At 71.1% G+C, this 16,334-nt stretch carries 15 protein-coding genes and 2 tRNA genes; 7 read left to right on the forward strand and 10 right to left on the reverse strand.

Annotated elements, in window-relative coordinates; all coding sequences use genetic code 11:
- Positions 1-191: 191 nt before the first annotated feature.
- The 4 genes from rsrA to AC07F3_RS20830 all read right to left on the reverse strand — a co-directional run bounded on the left by rsrA (position 192) and on the right by AC07F3_RS20830 (position 2,899).
- The gene (gene rsrA / locus AC07F3_RS20815; RefSeq protein ID WP_479115963.1) at positions 192-506 is read right to left on the reverse strand and encodes a mycothiol system anti-sigma-R factor; all 315 of its coding nucleotides are present in this window, start codon (positions 504-506) and stop codon (positions 192-194) included.
- Positions 503-1,147: a sigma-70 family RNA polymerase sigma factor gene (locus AC07F3_RS20820; protein ID WP_167157084.1), complete on the reverse strand. Its 645-nt coding sequence runs from the start codon at positions 1,145-1,147 to the stop codon at positions 503-505. Before AC07F3_RS20820 ends, rsrA begins: the two co-directional genes overlap by 4 nt.
- Before the next feature lie 256 nt (positions 1,148-1,403).
- Positions 1,404-2,039 carry an alpha/beta hydrolase family protein gene (locus AC07F3_RS20825; RefSeq protein ID WP_479115964.1) on the reverse strand — a complete coding sequence of 212 codons (636 nt, stop codon included), beginning with the start codon at positions 2,037-2,039 and terminating at the stop codon, positions 1,404-1,406.
- Positions 2,040-2,083: 44 nt separating this feature from the next.
- Positions 2,084-2,899 (reverse strand): SOS response-associated peptidase, encoded by an 816-nt coding sequence (locus tag AC07F3_RS20830; protein ID WP_479115965.1) that lies wholly within the window; start codon positions 2,897-2,899, stop codon positions 2,084-2,086.
- 50 nt (positions 2,900-2,949) lie between these two features.
- Here AC07F3_RS20830 and AC07F3_RS20835 point away from each other — a divergent pair, with 50 nt between their 5' ends.
- From AC07F3_RS20835 to AC07F3_RS20850, 4 genes are all read left to right on the forward strand, one after another.
- Complete coding sequence (locus AC07F3_RS20835) at positions 2,950-3,651, forward strand: M50 family metallopeptidase (RefSeq protein ID WP_479115966.1); 702 nt, start codon at positions 2,950-2,952, stop codon at positions 3,649-3,651.
- Positions 3,652-3,677: 26 nt separating this feature from the next.
- A complete protein-coding gene (aroA, locus tag AC07F3_RS20840; RefSeq protein WP_479115967.1) occupies positions 3,678-5,003 on the forward strand; it encodes a 3-phosphoshikimate 1-carboxyvinyltransferase in 1,326 nt (441 codons plus the stop codon).
- Positions 5,004-5,018: 15 nt separating this feature from the next.
- Entirely contained in the window at positions 5,019-6,032 is a 1,014-nt protein-coding gene (gene rsgA, locus AC07F3_RS20845; RefSeq protein ID WP_469835044.1) for a ribosome small subunit-dependent GTPase A, read from the forward strand.
- A 98-nt stretch (positions 6,033-6,130) separates the two neighbouring features.
- A complete protein-coding gene (locus AC07F3_RS20850) occupies positions 6,131-6,454 on the forward strand; it encodes a DMT family transporter (protein WP_114038981.1) in 324 nt (107 codons plus the stop codon).
- A 45-nt stretch (positions 6,455-6,499) separates the two neighbouring features.
- Here the strand turns inward: AC07F3_RS20850 and AC07F3_RS20855 are convergent, their stop codons facing one another.
- Positions 6,500-7,159 (reverse strand): TetR/AcrR family transcriptional regulator, encoded by a 660-nt coding sequence (locus AC07F3_RS20855; RefSeq protein ID WP_479115968.1) that lies wholly within the window; start codon positions 7,157-7,159, stop codon positions 6,500-6,502.
- A gap of 156 nt (positions 7,160-7,315) precedes the next feature.
- Between AC07F3_RS20855 and hisN the strand changes: the two genes are divergently transcribed.
- Together hisN and AC07F3_RS20865 are read left to right on the forward strand one after the other, a co-directional pair.
- A complete protein-coding gene (gene hisN, locus AC07F3_RS20860) occupies positions 7,316-8,122 on the forward strand; it encodes a histidinol-phosphatase (RefSeq protein ID WP_479115969.1) in 807 nt (268 codons plus the stop codon).
- Positions 8,123-8,354: 232 nt separating this feature from the next.
- Complete coding sequence (locus tag AC07F3_RS20865; RefSeq protein ID WP_479115970.1) at positions 8,355-8,753, forward strand: CBS domain-containing protein; 399 nt, start codon at positions 8,355-8,357, stop codon at positions 8,751-8,753.
- A 79-nt stretch (positions 8,754-8,832) separates the two neighbouring features.
- On the opposite strand, the gene AC07F3_RS20870 is transcribed toward AC07F3_RS20865, so the two are convergent.
- Positions 8,833-10,302, reverse strand: coding sequence for a catalase (locus AC07F3_RS20870; RefSeq protein WP_479115971.1), 1,470 nt, complete (start codon positions 10,300-10,302; stop codon positions 8,833-8,835).
- 126 nt (positions 10,303-10,428) lie between these two features.
- Between AC07F3_RS20870 and AC07F3_RS20875 the strand changes: the two genes are divergently transcribed.
- Positions 10,429-10,845, forward strand: a complete 417-nt coding sequence (locus AC07F3_RS20875; RefSeq protein WP_469497851.1) for a Fur family transcriptional regulator — start codon at positions 10,429-10,431, stop codon at positions 10,843-10,845.
- Between the two features lie 147 nt (positions 10,846-10,992).
- Here the strand turns inward: AC07F3_RS20875 and AC07F3_RS20880 are convergent.
- From AC07F3_RS20880 to AC07F3_RS20895, 4 genes are all read right to left on the reverse strand, one after another.
- Positions 10,993-11,066: transfer RNA gene (locus tag AC07F3_RS20880), tRNA-Met, on the reverse strand.
- A 75-nt stretch (positions 11,067-11,141) separates the two neighbouring features.
- Entirely contained in the window at positions 11,142-12,974 is a 1,833-nt protein-coding gene (locus AC07F3_RS20885; protein ID WP_479115972.1) for a tetratricopeptide repeat protein, read from the reverse strand.
- A gap of 238 nt (positions 12,975-13,212) precedes the next feature.
- Positions 13,213-13,286: transfer RNA gene (locus AC07F3_RS20890), tRNA-Met, on the reverse strand.
- A 102-nt stretch (positions 13,287-13,388) separates the two neighbouring features.
- Positions 13,389-16,274: a UPF0182 family membrane protein gene (locus AC07F3_RS20895; protein WP_479116267.1), complete on the reverse strand. Its 2,886-nt coding sequence runs from the start codon at positions 16,272-16,274 to the stop codon at positions 13,389-13,391.
- Positions 16,275-16,334 lie beyond the last annotated feature (60 nt).

Below are 16,334 nucleotides of genomic sequence, written 5' to 3' on the forward strand. Positions count from 1 at the left end.
GAATAGGGGGTTTCGAGCCACCCGGATTAGCACCTTCGGGTGATGTGGGGCGCCGTCTGGGGCCGCGGACACGGCAGAGCGGCCACGACGGGTCGTCGTGGCCGCTCTCAACTGTCCTGCCGCGGGCGGCAGTTCACCGTCTCAGATCATCCGCGCCGGATCGCCCGCGTCACAGCGGCGGGCCGCCCGGGTCACTCGGGTCGGAGCGTCGGCACCTCTCCGGTGACGATGTCCTGTTCGGGCACGGCCTGGCCGGAGCGGATGAGGTCGATGCGCCCCATCACCTTGGAGCGCAGGTCGCTCGGCACGTCGTCCGAGCCGCAGCAGCGCTTCACCAGTTTCTTCACGGCCTGCTCGAGGCCGTACTTCTCCAGGCACGGCGAGCACTCCTCGAAGTGCACCTCGAACTTGTCGCAGTCCGTGGGGGGCATCTCGTGGTCGAGGAACTCGTAGAGATGGTCCAGGACCTCAGAGCAGTCCGTCTCGTGCGGCTCTCCGCAGCTCATGAGCCCGAGCCTTTCGCTTCGTCCGACTCGCCGGCGCCGGCCGGGACGAGCCCGCGGTCACGGGCGTAGTCCTCCAGCATTCCGCGCAGTTGGCGGCGGCCCCGGTGCAACCGGGACATCACTGTACCGATGGGTGTACCCATGATGTCCGCGATCTCCTTGTACGCAAAGCCCTCTACGTCCGCGAGATACACGGCGATGCGGAACTCTTCCGGAATGGCCTGGAGGGCCGCCTTCACGTCCGAGTCCGGCAGGTGGTCGAGCGCCTGCGACTCGGCGGAGCGCAGACCCGTCGACATGTGCGACTCGGCCCGCGCCAGCTGCCAGTCCTCGATCTCCTCGGCGGCGCTGCGCTGGGGTTCGCGCTGCTTCTTCCGGTAGGAGTTGATGAAGGTGTTGGTGAGAATCCGGTAGAGCCAAGCCTTCAGGTTGGTGCCCTCGCGGAACTGGTGGAAGGACCCGTACGCCTTGGCGTACGTCTCCTGGACCAGGTCCTCGGCGTCGGCCGGATTGCGCGTCATGCGCAGGGCGGCCGAGTACATCTGGTCGAGGTAGCCGAGGGCATCCCGCTCGAAGCGCGCGTTGCGCTCGGCGGTGGTCTCTTCCACGTGGCCGTCGTCGGTCCCTGTGACCGGACCCACCTCCTCGAACGGTGTGCTGGGCCCGAATGCGGACCCACTCGAATCGGAGGATAGACGACGATCCACTCCGCCCGCCGCTCGAATAGGAGCCGTCCTGGCCGCGGAAAGCACCGTCCACTCCAGGTCGGCGGCGGCCTCGCGGCTCGGGCAGATGGTCGAACCCATGCGACGGACTCCCTCTCCACATCTGGTCTGCGTACGCCTTACGTCGGCCATAACAGTGGCCCCGCGGCGCGCATTCCCGGCGCGGGGCCACTCAGGCGGAGAGCGCGCCGAACCAGGTGCCGACCGCCGCGGTGATCACCTCGACCGCCTCCTCCTGCCCGAGCGGGGCGCGCTTGGGCACCGCGAACCCGTGGTCGGCGAAGGGCACTTCCACCAGCTCGTACGCCCCTTCGGGGAACTCGGCGGGCTTCCCGAAGGGATCGGAGCCGCCCTGCACCACGAGGGTGGGCGCGCCCGCCCCCAGCAGCTCCGCCGCCCGGGACTTCTCCGGCCTGCCCGGGGGGTGCAGGGGGAAGCTCAGGGCGAGGACCGCGGCCGCGCCCAGTTCCGCCGCGGTGCGGCAGGCCACCCGCGCCCCGGCACTGCGGCCGCCCGCGACGACGGGCAGCCCTTTCTTCGCCACCGCCGGCCACAGGTCGCGCCAGCCGGTGTCCAGCGTCTTCGGCGCCGGGGCCACCTTCTTGCCCGCCACCCGCCACGGCTGCTCCACCAGGGCCACGCTCACGCCGAGCGGCGGCAGGGCGGCGGCCAGCGCCCGCAGGTCGCGGGCCTCGATGCCGCCGCCCGCGCCGTGGCTGACGGCCAGCACGAAGCGGGCCTTCTTCGCGGGGTGCCAGGTGATGCGCGCCTCACCGGCGCCGGTCTCGACGATCTCGCTCTCGGTCACGGGGCCATCCTGCCGCCGGTCCGCCCGGAGCGGCGCGCGACATGTCAGAACAGGGTGCCCTCCTCGGGGCCCTCCAGTTCCTTCAGGAGCTCGGGGCCGTTGTTGCGCACGTTGCTGACGGCCGTCGACACCGGGTAGGCCCGCATGAGACCGCCCGGCGGCGGCGCCAGCAGGCCGCGCAGCGACTCCGGGTCCGTGTGGGAGGGGTCGAGCCAGGCGCCCCACTTCTGCGGCGTCAGCATCAGCGGCATCCGGGGGTGGATCTCGGCGAGCGAGCCGGGCCCCTCGGCCGGGGCCACGCCGAGCGGCCCCGTCTCGGCCTCGGTGGTGACCACCGAGCAGGTCACCCACCAGGCCGAGGGGTGGTCGTCGGGCAGCGTGCGGTCGCGCCAGAACTCGTAGAGCCCGGCCATCGCGAAGACCGAGCCGTCCGCCGGGGTCACGAAGTACGGCTGCTTGCGCGGCCGCTTCCGCTTCCCCTCGACCTCCAGTTCGCGCTCGGCCACGCCGGTGACCCATTCGTAGTAGCCGTCCGCCGGGATGATGCAGCGGCGGGCGGCGAAGGCCTTCTTGAACGACGGCTTCTCGTGGATCGTCTCGGCCCGCGCGTTGATCATCCGGGCCGCGCCCTCGGGAGTTTTCGCCCAGGAGGGGACGAGCCCCCACTTCAGCCTGCGCAGCTGCCGAACCGGAGCGGGGTCCGCGGCGTCTTTGAGAGGGCGCTCCAGGACGACGTAGACCTCCTTCGTCGGGGCCACGTTCCAATCGGGCTCCACGATCTCCGCCGGATCCCACTTCTCGACCTCAAAGATTCCTGCGAGATCCTCGGGCCTGCGACTCGCTGCATACCGTCCGCACATAGGTGCCACACTGCCACGGCGCCGAGACCCCATGAGGAGCCGTCCCAGAAATGTCCGCGCTGCAAGACCTCCAGCTCTTCGGCACCCAGAGCGCACCGGCCCCGTGGCTGGTCGTCGCGACGGGCATAGCCGCGCTCGCCGCCGTCGTCCCGCACCGCCTGTGGCGGCTGTCCCGCAACGCCATCACCATCGCCCACGAGGGCGGCCACGGCCTGGTGGCGCTGCTCACCGGCCGCCGCCTCGACGGCATCCGGCTGCACTCCGACACCAGCGGCCTCACCGTGAGCCGCGGCAAGCCGCACGGCCCGGGCATGATCCTCACGGCCGCGGCCGGGTACACCGCTCCCCCGCTCCTCGGGCTCGGCGGCGCCTGGCTGCTCGCCGCCCACCACGTCACCCTCTTCCTCTGGCTGGCGACGGCCCTGCTCCTCGCCATGCTGGTGATGATCCGCAACGCGTACGGCGTCCTGACCGTCGTGGTGACCGGCGCGGCGTTCCTGCTCATCTCCTGGCTGACCGATCCCGACGTCCAGTCGGCCTTCGCCTACACGGCCGTGTGGTTCCTGCTGCTCGGCGGCGTGCGCCCGGCGTTCGAGCTCCAGGCCAAGCGCCGTCGGTACAACGACGGGGACTCGGACGCCGACCAGCTCGCCCGGCTCACCCACGTACCACCGGCGCTCTGGCTCTTCCTCTTCCACGCCGTTTCTGTCTGTTCGCTGATCGGCGGCGGCCGCTGGCTGCTCGGTCTCTAGCGGACGGCCCCACTAAAGTGAGGTCCATGACCGAAACGCCCGTGCACCCCGCCCTCTGGCCCGCCCCCCTCGCGAGCAAAACCGTCGACGCGACGGTCACCGTGCCCGGATCGAAATCGGTCACCAACCGCGGGCTCGTCCTGGCCGCGCTGGCCGCCGAGCCCGGCTGGCTGCGCCGCCCCCTGCGCTCCCGCGACACCCTGCTCATGGCCGAGGCGCTGCGCACCCTGGGCGTCGGCATCGAGGAGGGCGTGGGCCCCGACGGCTCGGGCGAGGCCTGGCGGGTGATCCCGGCCGGCCTGCACGGCCCGGCCACCGTCGACGTCGGCAACGCCGGCACCGTCATGCGCTTCCTGCCCCCGGTCGCCGCCCTCGCCGACGGCCCGGTCCGCTTCGACGGCGACCCGCGCTCCTACGAGCGTCCGCTCGGCGGCGTGATCAACGGTCTGCGCGCGCTCGGCGCCCGCATCGACGACGACAACCGCGGCGCGCTCCCGATGACCGTGCACGGCGCCGGCGCCCTCGAAGGCGGCAGGGTGGAGATCGACGCCTCCTCCAGCTCGCAGTTCGTCTCGGCCCTGCTGCTCTCCGCGCCCCGCTTCAACCAGGGCGTCGAGGTGCGTCACGTGGGCGGCCGGCTGCCCTCCCTGCCGCACATCCGGATGACGGTCGACATGCTGCGCTGCGTGGGCGCCCAGGTCGACGAGCCGGAGACGGGCGGCGAGCCGAACGTGTGGCGCGTCTCGCACTCCGCGCTGCTCGGCCGCGACCTGACCGTCGAGCCCGACCTCTCCAACGCCCAGCCGTTCCTGGCCGCGGCCCTGGTCACGGGCGGCACGGTCGTCATCCCCGACTGGCCGGTGCGCACCACCCAGCCCGGCGACCAGCTGCGCCAGATCTTCACGGAGATGGGCGGCACCTGCCAACTCGCCGACCGCGGCCTGGTGTTCACCGGTTCCGGCCGCATCCACGGCATCGACGTGGACCTGAGCGAGGTCGGCGAGCTGACCCCCGGCATCGCGGCCGTCGCGGCGCTCGCCGACTCGCCGTCCACGCTGCGCGGCGTCGCCCACCTGCGGTTGCACGAGACGGACCGCCTGGCCGCGCTCACCAAGGAGATCAACGAGCTCGGCGGCGACGTGACCGAGACCGAGGACGGTCTGCACATCCGGCCGCGCCCGCTGCACGGCGGGATCTTCCACACCTACGACGACCACCGGATGGCCACCGCGGGCGCGATCATCGGCCTCGCCGTCGAGGGCGTGCGGATCGAGAACGTGGCGACCACCGCCAAGACGCTGCCCGACTTCCCGGACATGTGGAGTTCGATGCTGGCAGGGTCCGGAAGCTGAGCGGGACCTAGGATCATGCGCCGCTACGGCAAGAACCCGGACGAGGACGACATCCGCGTCCGCCCGAACCCCAAGGGCAACCGCCCCCGCACCAGCATCCGCCCCAAGCACGAGGACGCCGCCGAGGGCATGGTCCTCACCGTCGACCGCGGGCGCCTCACGTGCCTGGTCGACGACCGCAGGATCACCGCGATGAAGGCCCGCGAGCTGGGCCGCAAGGCGGCCGTGGTGGGCGACCGGGTCGACATCGTGGGCGACCTGTCCGGCAAGAAGGACACGCTCGCCCGGATCGTACGGATCGGCAAGCGCACCTCGGTGCTGCGGCGCACGGCCGACGACGACGACCCGTACGAGCGCGTGGTCGTCGCCAACGCCGACCAGCTCGCCATCGTCACCGCCCTCGCCGACCCCGAGCCCCGGCCCCGCCTCATCGACCGCTGCCTGGTGGCGGCGTACGACGGCGGCCTCGAACCGCTCCTGGTCCTGACCAAGTCGGACCTGGCCCCGGCGGACGAACTCCTGGAGATGTACGGCGCGTTGGGCGTCCCGTACGTGGTGACCTCGCGCGAGGAGCTGTACGAGGGCGACGCGGCGGACCGGGTGCGCGAGCAACTGCACGGCCGGGTCACGGCGTTCGTCGGCCACTCCGGCGTCGGCAAGACGACCCTGGTCAACGCGCTCGTACCGGAGGCGCAGCGGCGCGTCACCGGCCATGTCAACGCGGTCACCGGGCGCGGCCGCCACACCACCACCTCGGCGCTCGCGCTGCCGCTGGACAGCCCGGACGGCGGCTGGGTCATCGACACTCCCGGCGTACGGTCCTTCGGCCTGCACCACGTGGATCCCTCGCGGGTGATCCTGGCCTTCCCCGACCTCGTGCCCGGCACCGAGAACTGTCCGCGCGCGTGCAGCCACGACGAGGCCGAGTGCGCGCTCGACCAGTGGGTGGCGGACGGTCACGCCGATCCGGCGCGGCTGTACTCGTTGCGCCGACTGCTGGCGACGCGGGAGCGACGCGAGGGCGACTGACCTGTTTCCAGGGGCGTGTGCATGCCCTCCGTTGCATAATCGCACCAAGTGTTGACCATGCAGTCAGCGACGACGATGCGTTGTGGGAGGCCCTGGACATGGCGTGGCTGCTGGTCGTGGTGGCGGGAATCCTCGAAACGGGCTTCGCCGTCTGCCTGAAGCTGTCGCACGGTTTCACCCGCCTCTGGCCGACGATCGCCTTCGCCGCGTTCGCGCTCGGCTCGTTCGGTCTCCTGACGCTGTCCCTGAAGAAGCTGGACGTGGGTCCGGCGTACGCGGTGTGGACGGGCATCGGGGCGGCGGGCACGGCGATCTACGGCATGGTCTTCCTCGGCGACGTGGTCTCCACGCTCAAGCTGGTGTCGATCTCCCTGGTCATCGTGGGCGTGATCGGCCTCCAGATCTCGGGCTCGGCCCACTGACCCACGCCCGCGCGCCGGTTGAGGGAACGTCACATCAGGGGGCGGTCAGCCCACCGCCCGCACCGGCAGCCGGGCGAGCACCGCGCGGATGTATCCGGCGTGCCCCTCGGGCCGTCCGGGCGGGGCCACGACGCAGGACAGGCCGAGCCGCACCGCCGTCTCGCAGAACCGTCCGAGCTCGACGGGGTCGGCGCCCGGCACCTCCTTCTCCAGCGCGGCGAGCGCCCGGTCCCGTACCGCGGCCACGAGTTCGGCGGGGCCGGGCACGCCGGCGTCGGCGCGCCGCTGGGCGGGGACCGCGGACACGGCGGCGGTGGTACGCACCGAGGGCACCGGAAGGCGTTCGCCCCAGCAGCCCGTCAGCAGGGCCCGTACCAGGGCACTGGAGCGGGCCGAGACCACCGTCCACTCGGCGACGTGGACCAGGCGGTCGGTCGGCGGGATGGGGGTCCGCCCTGCTTCGGAGCCTGTGGGAGATGCGTGGGGGCGTTCGGCGAGCGCTCTGTCGACGCCGCGCAGATAAACATCGGCCTCCCGGCGCACGAGCGCGCGGGCCAGACCCTCTTTGCTTCCGAACTCGTTGTAGAGGGTCTGCCGCGAGACCCCGGCGGCGGACGCCACGTCCACCATCCTGACTCCCGACCAGGGCAGCCCCGCGAGCGCCGAGACGGCGGCGTCCAGCAAGGATTCCCGCGCTGTGGGCATGGTCGCCTCCCGAGCCCCCGAGGCCGTGCGAGCGGCTCCGAGTTCAGAGTTGACGCGCCCGGAGGGACTGTCAATAGGCGCCGGGGGCGGGCGCGCGGGGCGTCCGGAGTGCGGGCACTGTGGTCCGCACCCCGGGCGATCGCTACGGTGGTGACCATGCCCGACTATCACGATGATCTGCGTCTCGCCCACGTCCTCGCGGACGCCGCCGACGCGGCCACCATGGACCGGTTCAAGGCCCTCGACCTGAAGGTCGAGACCAAGCCGGACATGACGCCGGTGAGCGAGGCCGACAAGGCGGCCGAGGAGGTCATCCGCAGGCATCTGCAACGGGCGCGGCCGCGCGACGCGATCCTCGGCGAGGAGTACGGCCTGGAGGGCACGGGCCCGCGGCGCTGGGTGGTCGACCCGATCGACGGCACCAAGAACTACGTCCGGGGCGTGCCCGTGTGGGCGACCCTGATCTCGCTGATGGAAGCGGGCGAGCACGGCTTCCAGCCGGTCGTCGGCGTCGTCTCGGCGCCCGCCCTCAACCGGCGCTGGTGGGCGGCGAAGGGCCACGGCGCGTTCACCGGCCGCAGCTTGACCTCGGCGACGCGGCTGAAGGTCTCCAGCGTCTCGAAGCTGGCCGACGCGTCGTTCTCGTACTCCTCGCTGAGCGGCTGGGAGGAGCGGGGCAAGCTGGACGACTTCCTGGACCTGACCCGGGAGTGCTGGCGCACCCGGGCGTACGGCGACTTCTGGCCCTACATGATGGTCGCCGAGGGCGCGGTGGACTTCTGCGCCGAGCCGGAGCTGTCCATGTGGGACATGGCGGCGAACGTGATCGTGGTGCAGGAGGCCGGGGGCGTCTTCACCGGTCTGGACGGCCGGCCCGGCCCGCACAGCGGCAACGCGGCGGCGTCGAACGGCCTGCTGCACGAGGAGCTGCTCGGCTACCTCGGCGACACCTCCCAGCCGTGACCGCGGCCCCGCGAGCCGTCTTCCGGGCCCGGGAGCGCCACGCCTGAGGCGCCCGAGGGGCGTGAGTCGTACTTTTGCGCGCCCCTCTGCTGGCCTCTACCAGCCTCTTGTTGACGGCCGATCCGGATGCGACTCTAGGAGTCCCCCCACTTGTGAATTTGTGAATTCCTTCCGGAGCGGGTGTCGTCCGGCCGCGCCGGGAGCCGAATCCACCAAGGAGGTGGCTCCATCCATGCTGGTCCGTGACGCCATGAGCACGATGGTCCTCACCATCGGACCTGCCCACACCCTCCGACAGGCGGCCCGCCTGATGTCCGCACGCCGGGTCGGCGCGGCCATCGTCCTCGACCCCGACACCAGCGGCGTCGGCATCCTCACCGAACGCGACATCCTCAACGCCGTCGGCCTGGGCCAGGACCCGGACCACGAGACGGTGAGCAAACACACCACCACCGACGTCGTGTTCGCGGCGCCGGCCTGGACCCTCGTCGAGGCCGCCGAGGCCATGACGCACGGCGGCTTCCGGCATCTGATCGTGCTCGACGACCACGGACCGGTCGGCGTCGTCTCGGTCCGCGACATCATCCGCTGCTGGGCCCCGGCACGGCGCGAGGCCGCGCTGGCCGGCTGAGCACGGGGCACCACGCCAGAAGGCCGGGCCCCCGAAGGGAGTCCGGCCTTCTGTTCATCCTCGGCGAGCGGCCCGCGTGTCAGCCGCGAAGGGCCTGGACCGCGGCGTCGAGCCGCTTGCCGAAGTCACCGTCCGCCTGGCGGAAGTTGTTGATCGCGCGCTCGGCTATGTCGTCGCGCGACACCTTGGCGATGAAGCCCGCCAGGTTGTCGATCAGACGGGCCTTCTCGTCCTCGGAGAGCAGCCGGTAGAGGTTTCCGGCCTGGACGAAGTCGTTGTCCTCGGCGTGCACCGGCGCCTCGGTGTTGCCGGTGACCCCGGTGACCGCGCTGCCCTGCCACAGCGGGCGGTCGGTCTGGAAGGGACCGCCGAAGCTGTTGGGCTCGTAGTTCTTGGCGCCCTTGTGGCGGCCGTCGTACAGGTAGCCGTCACGGGAGTTGGTGCGCGCCTCGGTGGCGTGCGGACGGTTCACCGGCAGGTGGTCGGCGTTGATGCCGACGCGGTAGCGGTGGGCGTCGCCGTACGCGAAGAGGCGGCCCTGGAGCATCTTGTCCGGGGAGGGACCGATGCCGGGGACGAAGTGCGCCGGGCTGAAGATCGACTGCTCGACCTCGGCGAAGATGTTCTCCGGGTTGCGGTTGAGCTCCAGCTTGCCGATCTCGATCGGCGGGTAGTCCCCGTGCGGCCACACCTTGGTGAGGTCGAACGGGTTGAAGCGGTAGGTCGCCGCTTCGGCCGCCGGCATGATCTGCACCTGCACGGTCCAGGACGGGAAGTCACCGCGCTCGATGGCCTCGCGCAGGTCGCGCTGGTGGCTGTCGGGGTCCTCACCGGCGAGCTTGTTGGCCTCGGCCTGGGTGAGGTTCTTGATGCCCTGGTCGGTCTTGAAGTGGTACTTGACCCAGAAGACCTCGCCGGCCTCGTTGTTCCACTGGAAGGTGTGCGAGCCGAAGCCGTCCATGTGGCGCAGGGTCGCGGGGATGCCGCGGTCGCCGAAGAGCCACGTCACCTGGTGGGTGCTCTCGGGGCTCAGGCCCCAGAAGTCCCAGACGTTGTCGGCCTCCTGGCTGCCCGTGTACGGGTCGCGCTTCTGGGTGTGGATGAAGTCGGGGAACTTGATGGCGTCCTTGATGAAGAAGACGGGCGTGTTGTTCCCGACCAGGTCGTAGTTCCCCTCCTCCGTGTAGAACTTCAGCGCGAAGCCGCGGGGGTCGCGCACGGCGTCGGCGGAGCCGAGGTTGCCGGCCACCGTGGAGAAGCGGAGGAAGACCTCGGTCTGCTTGCCGACCTCCGAGAGGAACTTGGCGCGCGTCCACTGCGAGACGTCACGGGTGAGCGTGAAGGTGCCGTAGGCGCCCGCGCCGCGCGCGTGGACGATGCGCTCCGGGATCCGCTCGCGGTTGAAGTGGGCCAGCTTCTCCAGGAGGGCCTGGTCCTGGAGCAGGACCGGACCGCCGGCGCCCGCGGTCTCGCTGTTCTGGTTGTCGGCCACCGGCGCGCCGGCCTCCGTCGTGAGCGGTCCCTGTGTCACGTGCGCCTCCTGCGTCATGTCCTGCGAGTCCTGTCCCTCGTTGTCTGCGGAATCGATCCTACAATGGACAATGTCTAAGTCAAGTAAGCATCCAAAGCCACACCCGTTCGGAACTGGGGGCCTTCCCCTGTTAGGCTGGTTGTCATGAGTGACCTGTTGGAGCGACTGCGCGGCCGCGGCTGGCGCATGACCGCACAGCGGCGCGTCGTGGCCGAGGTCCTCGACGGCGACCACGTGCACCTGACCGCGGACGAGGTGCACGCGCGCGCGGTGGAGCGGCTGCCCGAGATCTCCCGGGCGACGGTGTACAACACGCTGGGCGAGCTGGTGACCCTCGGCGAGATCCTGGAGGTCTCCACGGACCGCCGGGCCAAGCGCTACGACCCGAACGCGCACCGCCCCCACCAGCACCTGGTCTGCGCCCAGTGCGGCGCGATCCGCGACGTCCACCCGCAAGGCAACCCGCTGGCCGACCTGCCGGACGCCGAGCGGTTCGGCTTCACGATCGCCGCCGTCGAGGTCACCTACCGGGGCACCTGCCCCAACTGCGCCGCGGCCTGACCCGCCGCCCCGGAACACGATGAAGCCCCCGGCCACCGGCCGGGGGCTTCTCCTTTGGTTCTTTGGGCACGCAGCGCCGAGCACCACTGGCGCCGAAAAACGGCTGAGGCCCGAATCCCCCAAAGGATTCGGGCCTCAGCCTGCAAGTAGCGGGGACAGGATTTGAACCTGCGACCTCTGGGTTATGAGCCCAGCGAGCTACCGAGCTGCTCCACCCCGCGTCGGTGAACACAACCTTACGGGACGCCGCCGACCAGCGCAAATCTGTTCCCCGGTCCCGGGGAAATCCCCGAGGACTAGGCCGTGAGCTCCTGGTGGAGCGCCTCGCGCAGCCGCGCCGCGCGCTCGGCGACCTCCGCGGGACCCAGCTCGACCGCCTTCGCGCACCAGCGCTGCCCCTCGGTCAGCTCGCCGTGGCGGGCGGCGAGCAGCGCGAGGCGCAGCGCGGCCCGCCCGTGCCCGGCGTGCGCGGCCCGGGTCCACCACAGGGCCGCCTCGCGCTCGCGGCCCTCACGGGCGAGCAGCAGCCCGAGGTTGAAGGCGCCGTTGCGGCTGCCCGCCTCGGCCGCCTCCCCGTACCAGCGCGCGGCCGCCTCCAGGTCGCCCCGGGCGGCCGCGAGCATGCCGACCCGCACCTGGGCCCGGCGGTGGCCCTGCTGCGCGGCCCGCTCGTACCACTCCTCGCACTCGGTCTTCTCGGCCATCGGCTCGCCGAGCGCGGGCGGGCCCGGCGGGGGCTGGCGCGCGTCGAGCAGGGTGGCGAGCCGGAAGGCGGCCTCGGCGCTGCCGCCGCCCGCCGCGCACCGCAGATGGCGCTCGGCGGCCTGCTCCTCGCCGTCTCGCAGCAGCGCGATGCCGACCTGGAGGGCCGCGTCGGTGTGCCCGGCGGCCGCGGCCCGCTCGTACCACTTCAGGGCCGTACGGTCGTCGTCACGCCCGGCGTAGAGGATGCCGAGGTTGAAGGCGGCGTCCACGCTGCCGGCTTCGGCGGCCTTGGAGAACCAGGGCTCGGCGCCGGTCGCGTCCCCGGCCTGGAGCAGCAGGATGGCGAGCGCGTTGGCGGCCTCGCGGTGCCCGGAGTAGGCGGCTCTGCGGTACCACTGCTCGGCCTGGGCCGTGCGGTTCTGGGCGGCGCAGAGCAGCCCCAGGTTGTAGGCGCCGTTCACGTCCCCGGCGTTCATCGCCTCCCGGTACCAGCGCTCGGCGGTCTGCTGCTCGCCCCGCGCCGCGTGCAGCGCGCCCAGCGCGTTGGCGGCGTTGCCGTCGCCGTCCTGGGCGGCGCGCAGCCACCACACGGCGGCGCTCTCCTCGTCGCCGGCGTCGCGCAGCAGGAAGCCGAGCGCGCAGGCGGCCTTGGCCTCGCCGTCCTTGGCGGACGTCAGGTACCAGCGGCCCGCCTCCTTGAGCTCGCCGCGCTTCTCCAGGATCGCGCCGAGGTGCAGGGCGGCCCGGCGGTGGCCGCGGGCGGCGGCCTGCCGGTACCACGGCTCGGCGTCCTCGGCCGGGCCCTCGCCCTCGGCCGCCTCGCCGACAGCGATGTCACCGGGGCCCTCACCGGCCGACTCGCCGTCAGCGCGCCCGTCGAGCAGCCGGGCCAGCCGGTAGGCGGCCTCGCGGTGGCCCTGTTCAGCGGCGGCGCGCAGCCAGCGCTCGGCGCCGACGTCGCTGCGGTGCTCCAGGAGGTCGGCGAGGGCGTAAGCGCCGAGCGCGTGGCCCTGTTCGGCGGACTGGCGCAGCCAGTACTCGGCGGCGGGCTCGTCGCCGCGCTCGCGGTAGTGCCGGCCCAGCGCGTGCGCGGCGGCGGCGGATCCGGCGACGGCGGCGATGCGCCACCAGCCGGCCGCCTCGTCCGTGTAGCCGCGCTGGTGGAGCAGGACACCCAGGTTGTTGGCGGCGGCCCGGTCGCCCTCGGCGGTGGCGCCGCGCAGATAGGGCTCGGCGCTGTCGAGGTCGCCGCGGCGCAGCAGCAGCGAACCGAGCACGCTCATCGACTCGGCGTCGCCGCCGTCGGCGGCACGCCGGTGCCGCGCCTCGGTCTCGGCGTCAGCGGTGTCAGCATCCTCATCGGAGCGTGTCTGCACAAACCGCCCTGTCTCCAACAGAGTTGCCCTGTCCCCCATAAATACCATCGTCGCACCACCCGCAACCCGCGTACACCTGGTATACCGCAGCCAGTGAGGTCACTTCAGCGTTTTGTCGACATGCCCACAGAGAGACAAGCCAAACCCGTTGTACCCAACTCCCCCTGGCAAGACCAGCTTTCACACCGGCGGGTTCCGGCCAACCGCAATCGGACCGTCGGCGGCACCCGGCGCGAACGCGACGAGGGCCCGGATCCTTGAAAGGATCCGGGCCCTCGTCAGTGAGTAGCGGGGACAGGATTTGAACCTGCGACCTCTGGGTTATGAGCCCAGCGAGCTACCGAGCTGCTCCACCCCGCGTCGGTGAACAGAACGCTACCACGGTGCGCGGGGGTGCCCGGACCAGCCCGGAGCGGACGGCGGCCGGCCCGGGCTGTCCGGGCCGGCCGCGTCCCGCCGGGGTCAGCTCTTGGGCTTCGCCGCCTTCGCCTCGGCGTCGGCCGCCCGCTGCAAGGCGTCCTGGAGCGCCTTCTGGGCGTCGCCGTAGGTCTTCCAGTCACCCTTGGCGAGCGCCTTCTGGCCGTCGTCGTACGCCTTCTGGGCATCCTTGATGGCCTGGTCCACCGTCGCGTTGCCGGAGGCCGGCGGGGTGGTGGTGGGCGGTGTGGTCGGCGGGGTCGTGGTGGGCGGCGGGGTGGCCCCGTCGGCTCCGAAGACCGCGCTCAGCGCGTCCGCCAGGTTGTCCTTGAAGACGGTCTTGTCGCCGTAGGAGACGCCGACCTTCTTCAGGAGCGGGTAGTTGGCGCTGCCGCCCCGGGCGTACACCGGCTCGATGTAGAGGAAGCCCCCGCCGAGCGGCACGGTCAGCAGGTTGCCGTAGTCGATCTCGGAGTCGGTGCCTCTCAGGTTCCGTACGAACTCGGCGACTTCCGGCAGACCGTTCAGCTTGCTCTGCACCTGCTGCGGGCCCTGCACGTTGTCGGTGACCCGGAGCAGTCTGATCTTGCCGTAGTCCTTGCTCGCGGCGTCCGCGTCGACCGCCATGAAGCCGCCCAGGTTGGGCCGGCCGTTGGGCGTGAACGTCGTGGTCAGCGAGAACTTCTTCCCCTCGGCCTCGGCGCCCGGCACCTTCATGGACAGGTAGTACGGCGGGACCGCGCTGTTGTCCTTGTTGGTCGGGTCGTCCGGCACCTGCCAGGCGTCACTGCCGCTGTAGAACTGCGCGGGGTTGGTGACGTGGTAGCGGGTCAGCAGCTCGCGCTGGACCTTGAACATGTCCTGCGGGTAGCGCAGGTGCGAGAGCAGCTCGCCGGGGATCTCGGACTTGGCCTTCACCGTGCCGGGGAACGCCTTCATCCAGGTCTTGAGGACCGGGTCCTTGTCGTCCCACTGGTACAGCGTGACCGTGCCGTCGTACGCGTCGACGGTCGCCTTCACCGAGTTGCGGATGTAGTTGACCTGGTTCTGCTGGGCCATCACCGCGCGCTGGTTGTCGGTCAGCGAGTCGGTGGTCGTCTCGCCGAGCGTGGTGCGCGAGGCGTAGGGGTAGCCGTTGGTCGTCGTGTACGCGTCGACCACCCACTGGATGCGCTTGCCGACGACCGCCGGGTAGGCGTCACCGTCGATGGTCAGCCAGGGGGCGACCGACTCGACGCGGTCCTTCGGGGTGCGGTTGTAGAGGATCTTCGAGCCCTTGCCGATGGCCCCCGAGTAGAGGATCTGCGGCTCGTTGAAGGTGACGGCGTACGCGGCCCGGTTGAACGGGTTGGACAGGCTCACGCCGCCCTTGCCCGCGAAGCTCGTCGTGACCTGGCCCTTGCCCTCGCTCTCGTAGTCGAGCTCCTTCTGGGGCCCGCCGACGATCGAGTACTGGTCGGTCTTCTCGCCGTAGTAGACGCGCTGCTCGTAGCCGGAGGCGAGCTGGCCGCTGGTGGGCAGGCCCGACTCGGTGAAGTCCGGCGCGCCGTTGTCGTCCACGCTGGTGCCCTTGGCCGCGATGGCGCCGAAGCCGTGGGTGTAGGTGAAGTGGTCGTTGATCCAGTTGCGCTTGTCGATGCCCTTGAGGTTGAGCTCGCGCAGCCCGATGACGGTGTCCTGCTCCTTGCCGTCCTTGTCCGTGTAGCGGTCCACGTCCAGGGTCGAGGGGAACTGGTAGTACTTCCGCTGCTGCTGGAGCTGCTGGAAGGCGGGCGAGACCACGTTCGGGTCGATGAGCCGGTAGCTGGCCGCCGTGTCGGCGTCCGCGCGCAGCTTGGGGTTGTCCTTGGCGTCGGTGGTGCCCTTGTAGTCCGTCACGTCCGCGTTGTCGATGCCGTACGCCTTGCGCGTGGCGTCGATGTTCTTCTGGATGTACGGAGCTTCCTTGGCCTGCTCGTTGGGCTGGACCTGGAACTTCTGCACGATCGCCGGGTAGAGCCCGCCGATCAGGATCGCGGACAGCACCATCAGGCCGAAGCCGATGACGGGCAGCTGCCAGGTGCGCCGCCACAGGGTGGCGAAGAACAGCACGGCGCAGATGACCGCGATGCAGAACAGGATGGTCTTCGCCGGGAGGTAGGCGTTGGCGTCGACGTACCGAAGGCCCGTCCAGTTGTTGGTCGCCTTGAAGTCACTGGACTTGACCGCGAGGCCGTACCGGTCCAGCCAGTACGCCACCGCCTTCAGCACCACGAAGACGCCGAGCAGCACCGACAGGTGCCCGGTGGCCGCGCCCGTGGCGCGCGCGCCCGGGCTGGTGATGCGCAGACCGCCGTACAGGTAGTGCGTGAGGGCGGCGGCGATCAGCGAGAGCACGGCGGCGGCGAAACCGAAGCCGAGCATGAAGCGGTACCAGGGCAGGTCGAAGGCGTAGAACGACACGTCCAGCTTGAACTGCGGGTCCTTCTGGCCGAACGGCACCCCGTTGACCCACATCAGCCAGGTGCGCCACTGACCGGAGGCGGAGGCACCGGCGATGAGCCCGATGATCGCGGTGATCCCGAGCAGCATCCACTTCTTGTACGGGGCGATGCCCATCCGGTAGCGGTCCAGGCTCTGCTGCTCCAGGGACATCGCGCTGAGCGGCGGCCGCAGCCGGTGCGCCAGCCAGATGTTGAGGCCGACGGCCACCGCCATCAGCAGTCCGAAGACGCAGAACAGTCCGATCTTGGTCCACAGCTGGGTGGTGAAGACCGACGAGTAGTGGACCGAGCGGTACCAGAGCCAGTCGGTCCAGAACCCCGCGAACATGACGAAGGCCATGGCAAGCACGGCCAGAACGCCCAGTGTCATCAGCAGGGTCCGGACCCGGCGGGACGGCCGGCCGACTCTGATCCGTGGCCCGGACGGGCCTGAGCCGCGGTCCGGCATCTGGAAAGCCAAGGTGCGCACCTCGAAGTTCGCTGTCGTATGGGCGGGCCCCGCGATCGT

It is taken from the genome of Streptomyces sp. NPDC045846 (genome assembly GCF_056431605.1).

Coding starts and splice junctions, on each gene's coding strand:
- rsrA (WP_479115963.1), bottom strand. CDS start 506: ATGAGCTGCGGAGAGCCGCACGAGACGGACTGCTCTGAGGTCCTGGAC.
- AC07F3_RS20830 (WP_479115965.1), bottom strand. CDS start 2,899: ATGTGCGGACGGTATGCAGCGAGTCGCAGGCCCGAGGATCTCGCAGGA.
- AC07F3_RS20835 (WP_479115966.1), top strand. CDS start 2,950: ATGTCCGCGCTGCAAGACCTCCAGCTCTTCGGCACCCAGAGCGCACCG.
- aroA (WP_479115967.1), top strand. CDS start 3,678: ATGACCGAAACGCCCGTGCACCCCGCCCTCTGGCCCGCCCCCCTCGCG.
- rsgA (WP_469835044.1), top strand. CDS start 5,019: ATGCGCCGCTACGGCAAGAACCCGGACGAGGACGACATCCGCGTCCGC.
- AC07F3_RS20850 (WP_114038981.1), top strand. CDS start 6,131: ATGGCGTGGCTGCTGGTCGTGGTGGCGGGAATCCTCGAAACGGGCTTC.
- AC07F3_RS20855 (WP_479115968.1), bottom strand. CDS start 7,159: ATGCCCACAGCGCGGGAATCCTTGCTGGACGCCGCCGTCTCGGCGCTC.
- hisN (WP_479115969.1), top strand. CDS start 7,316: ATGCCCGACTATCACGATGATCTGCGTCTCGCCCACGTCCTCGCGGAC.
- AC07F3_RS20865 (WP_479115970.1), top strand. CDS start 8,355: ATGCTGGTCCGTGACGCCATGAGCACGATGGTCCTCACCATCGGACCT.
- AC07F3_RS20870 (WP_479115971.1), bottom strand. CDS start 10,302: ATGACGCAGGAGGCGCACGTGACACAGGGACCGCTCACGACGGAGGCC.
- AC07F3_RS20875 (WP_469497851.1), top strand. CDS start 10,429: ATGAGTGACCTGTTGGAGCGACTGCGCGGCCGCGGCTGGCGCATGACC.
- AC07F3_RS20885 (WP_479115972.1), bottom strand. CDS start 12,974: ATGGTATTTATGGGGGACAGGGCAACTCTGTTGGAGACAGGGCGGTTT.
- AC07F3_RS20895 (WP_479116267.1), bottom strand. CDS start 16,274: ATGCCGGACCGCGGCTCAGGCCCGTCCGGGCCACGGATCAGAGTCGGC.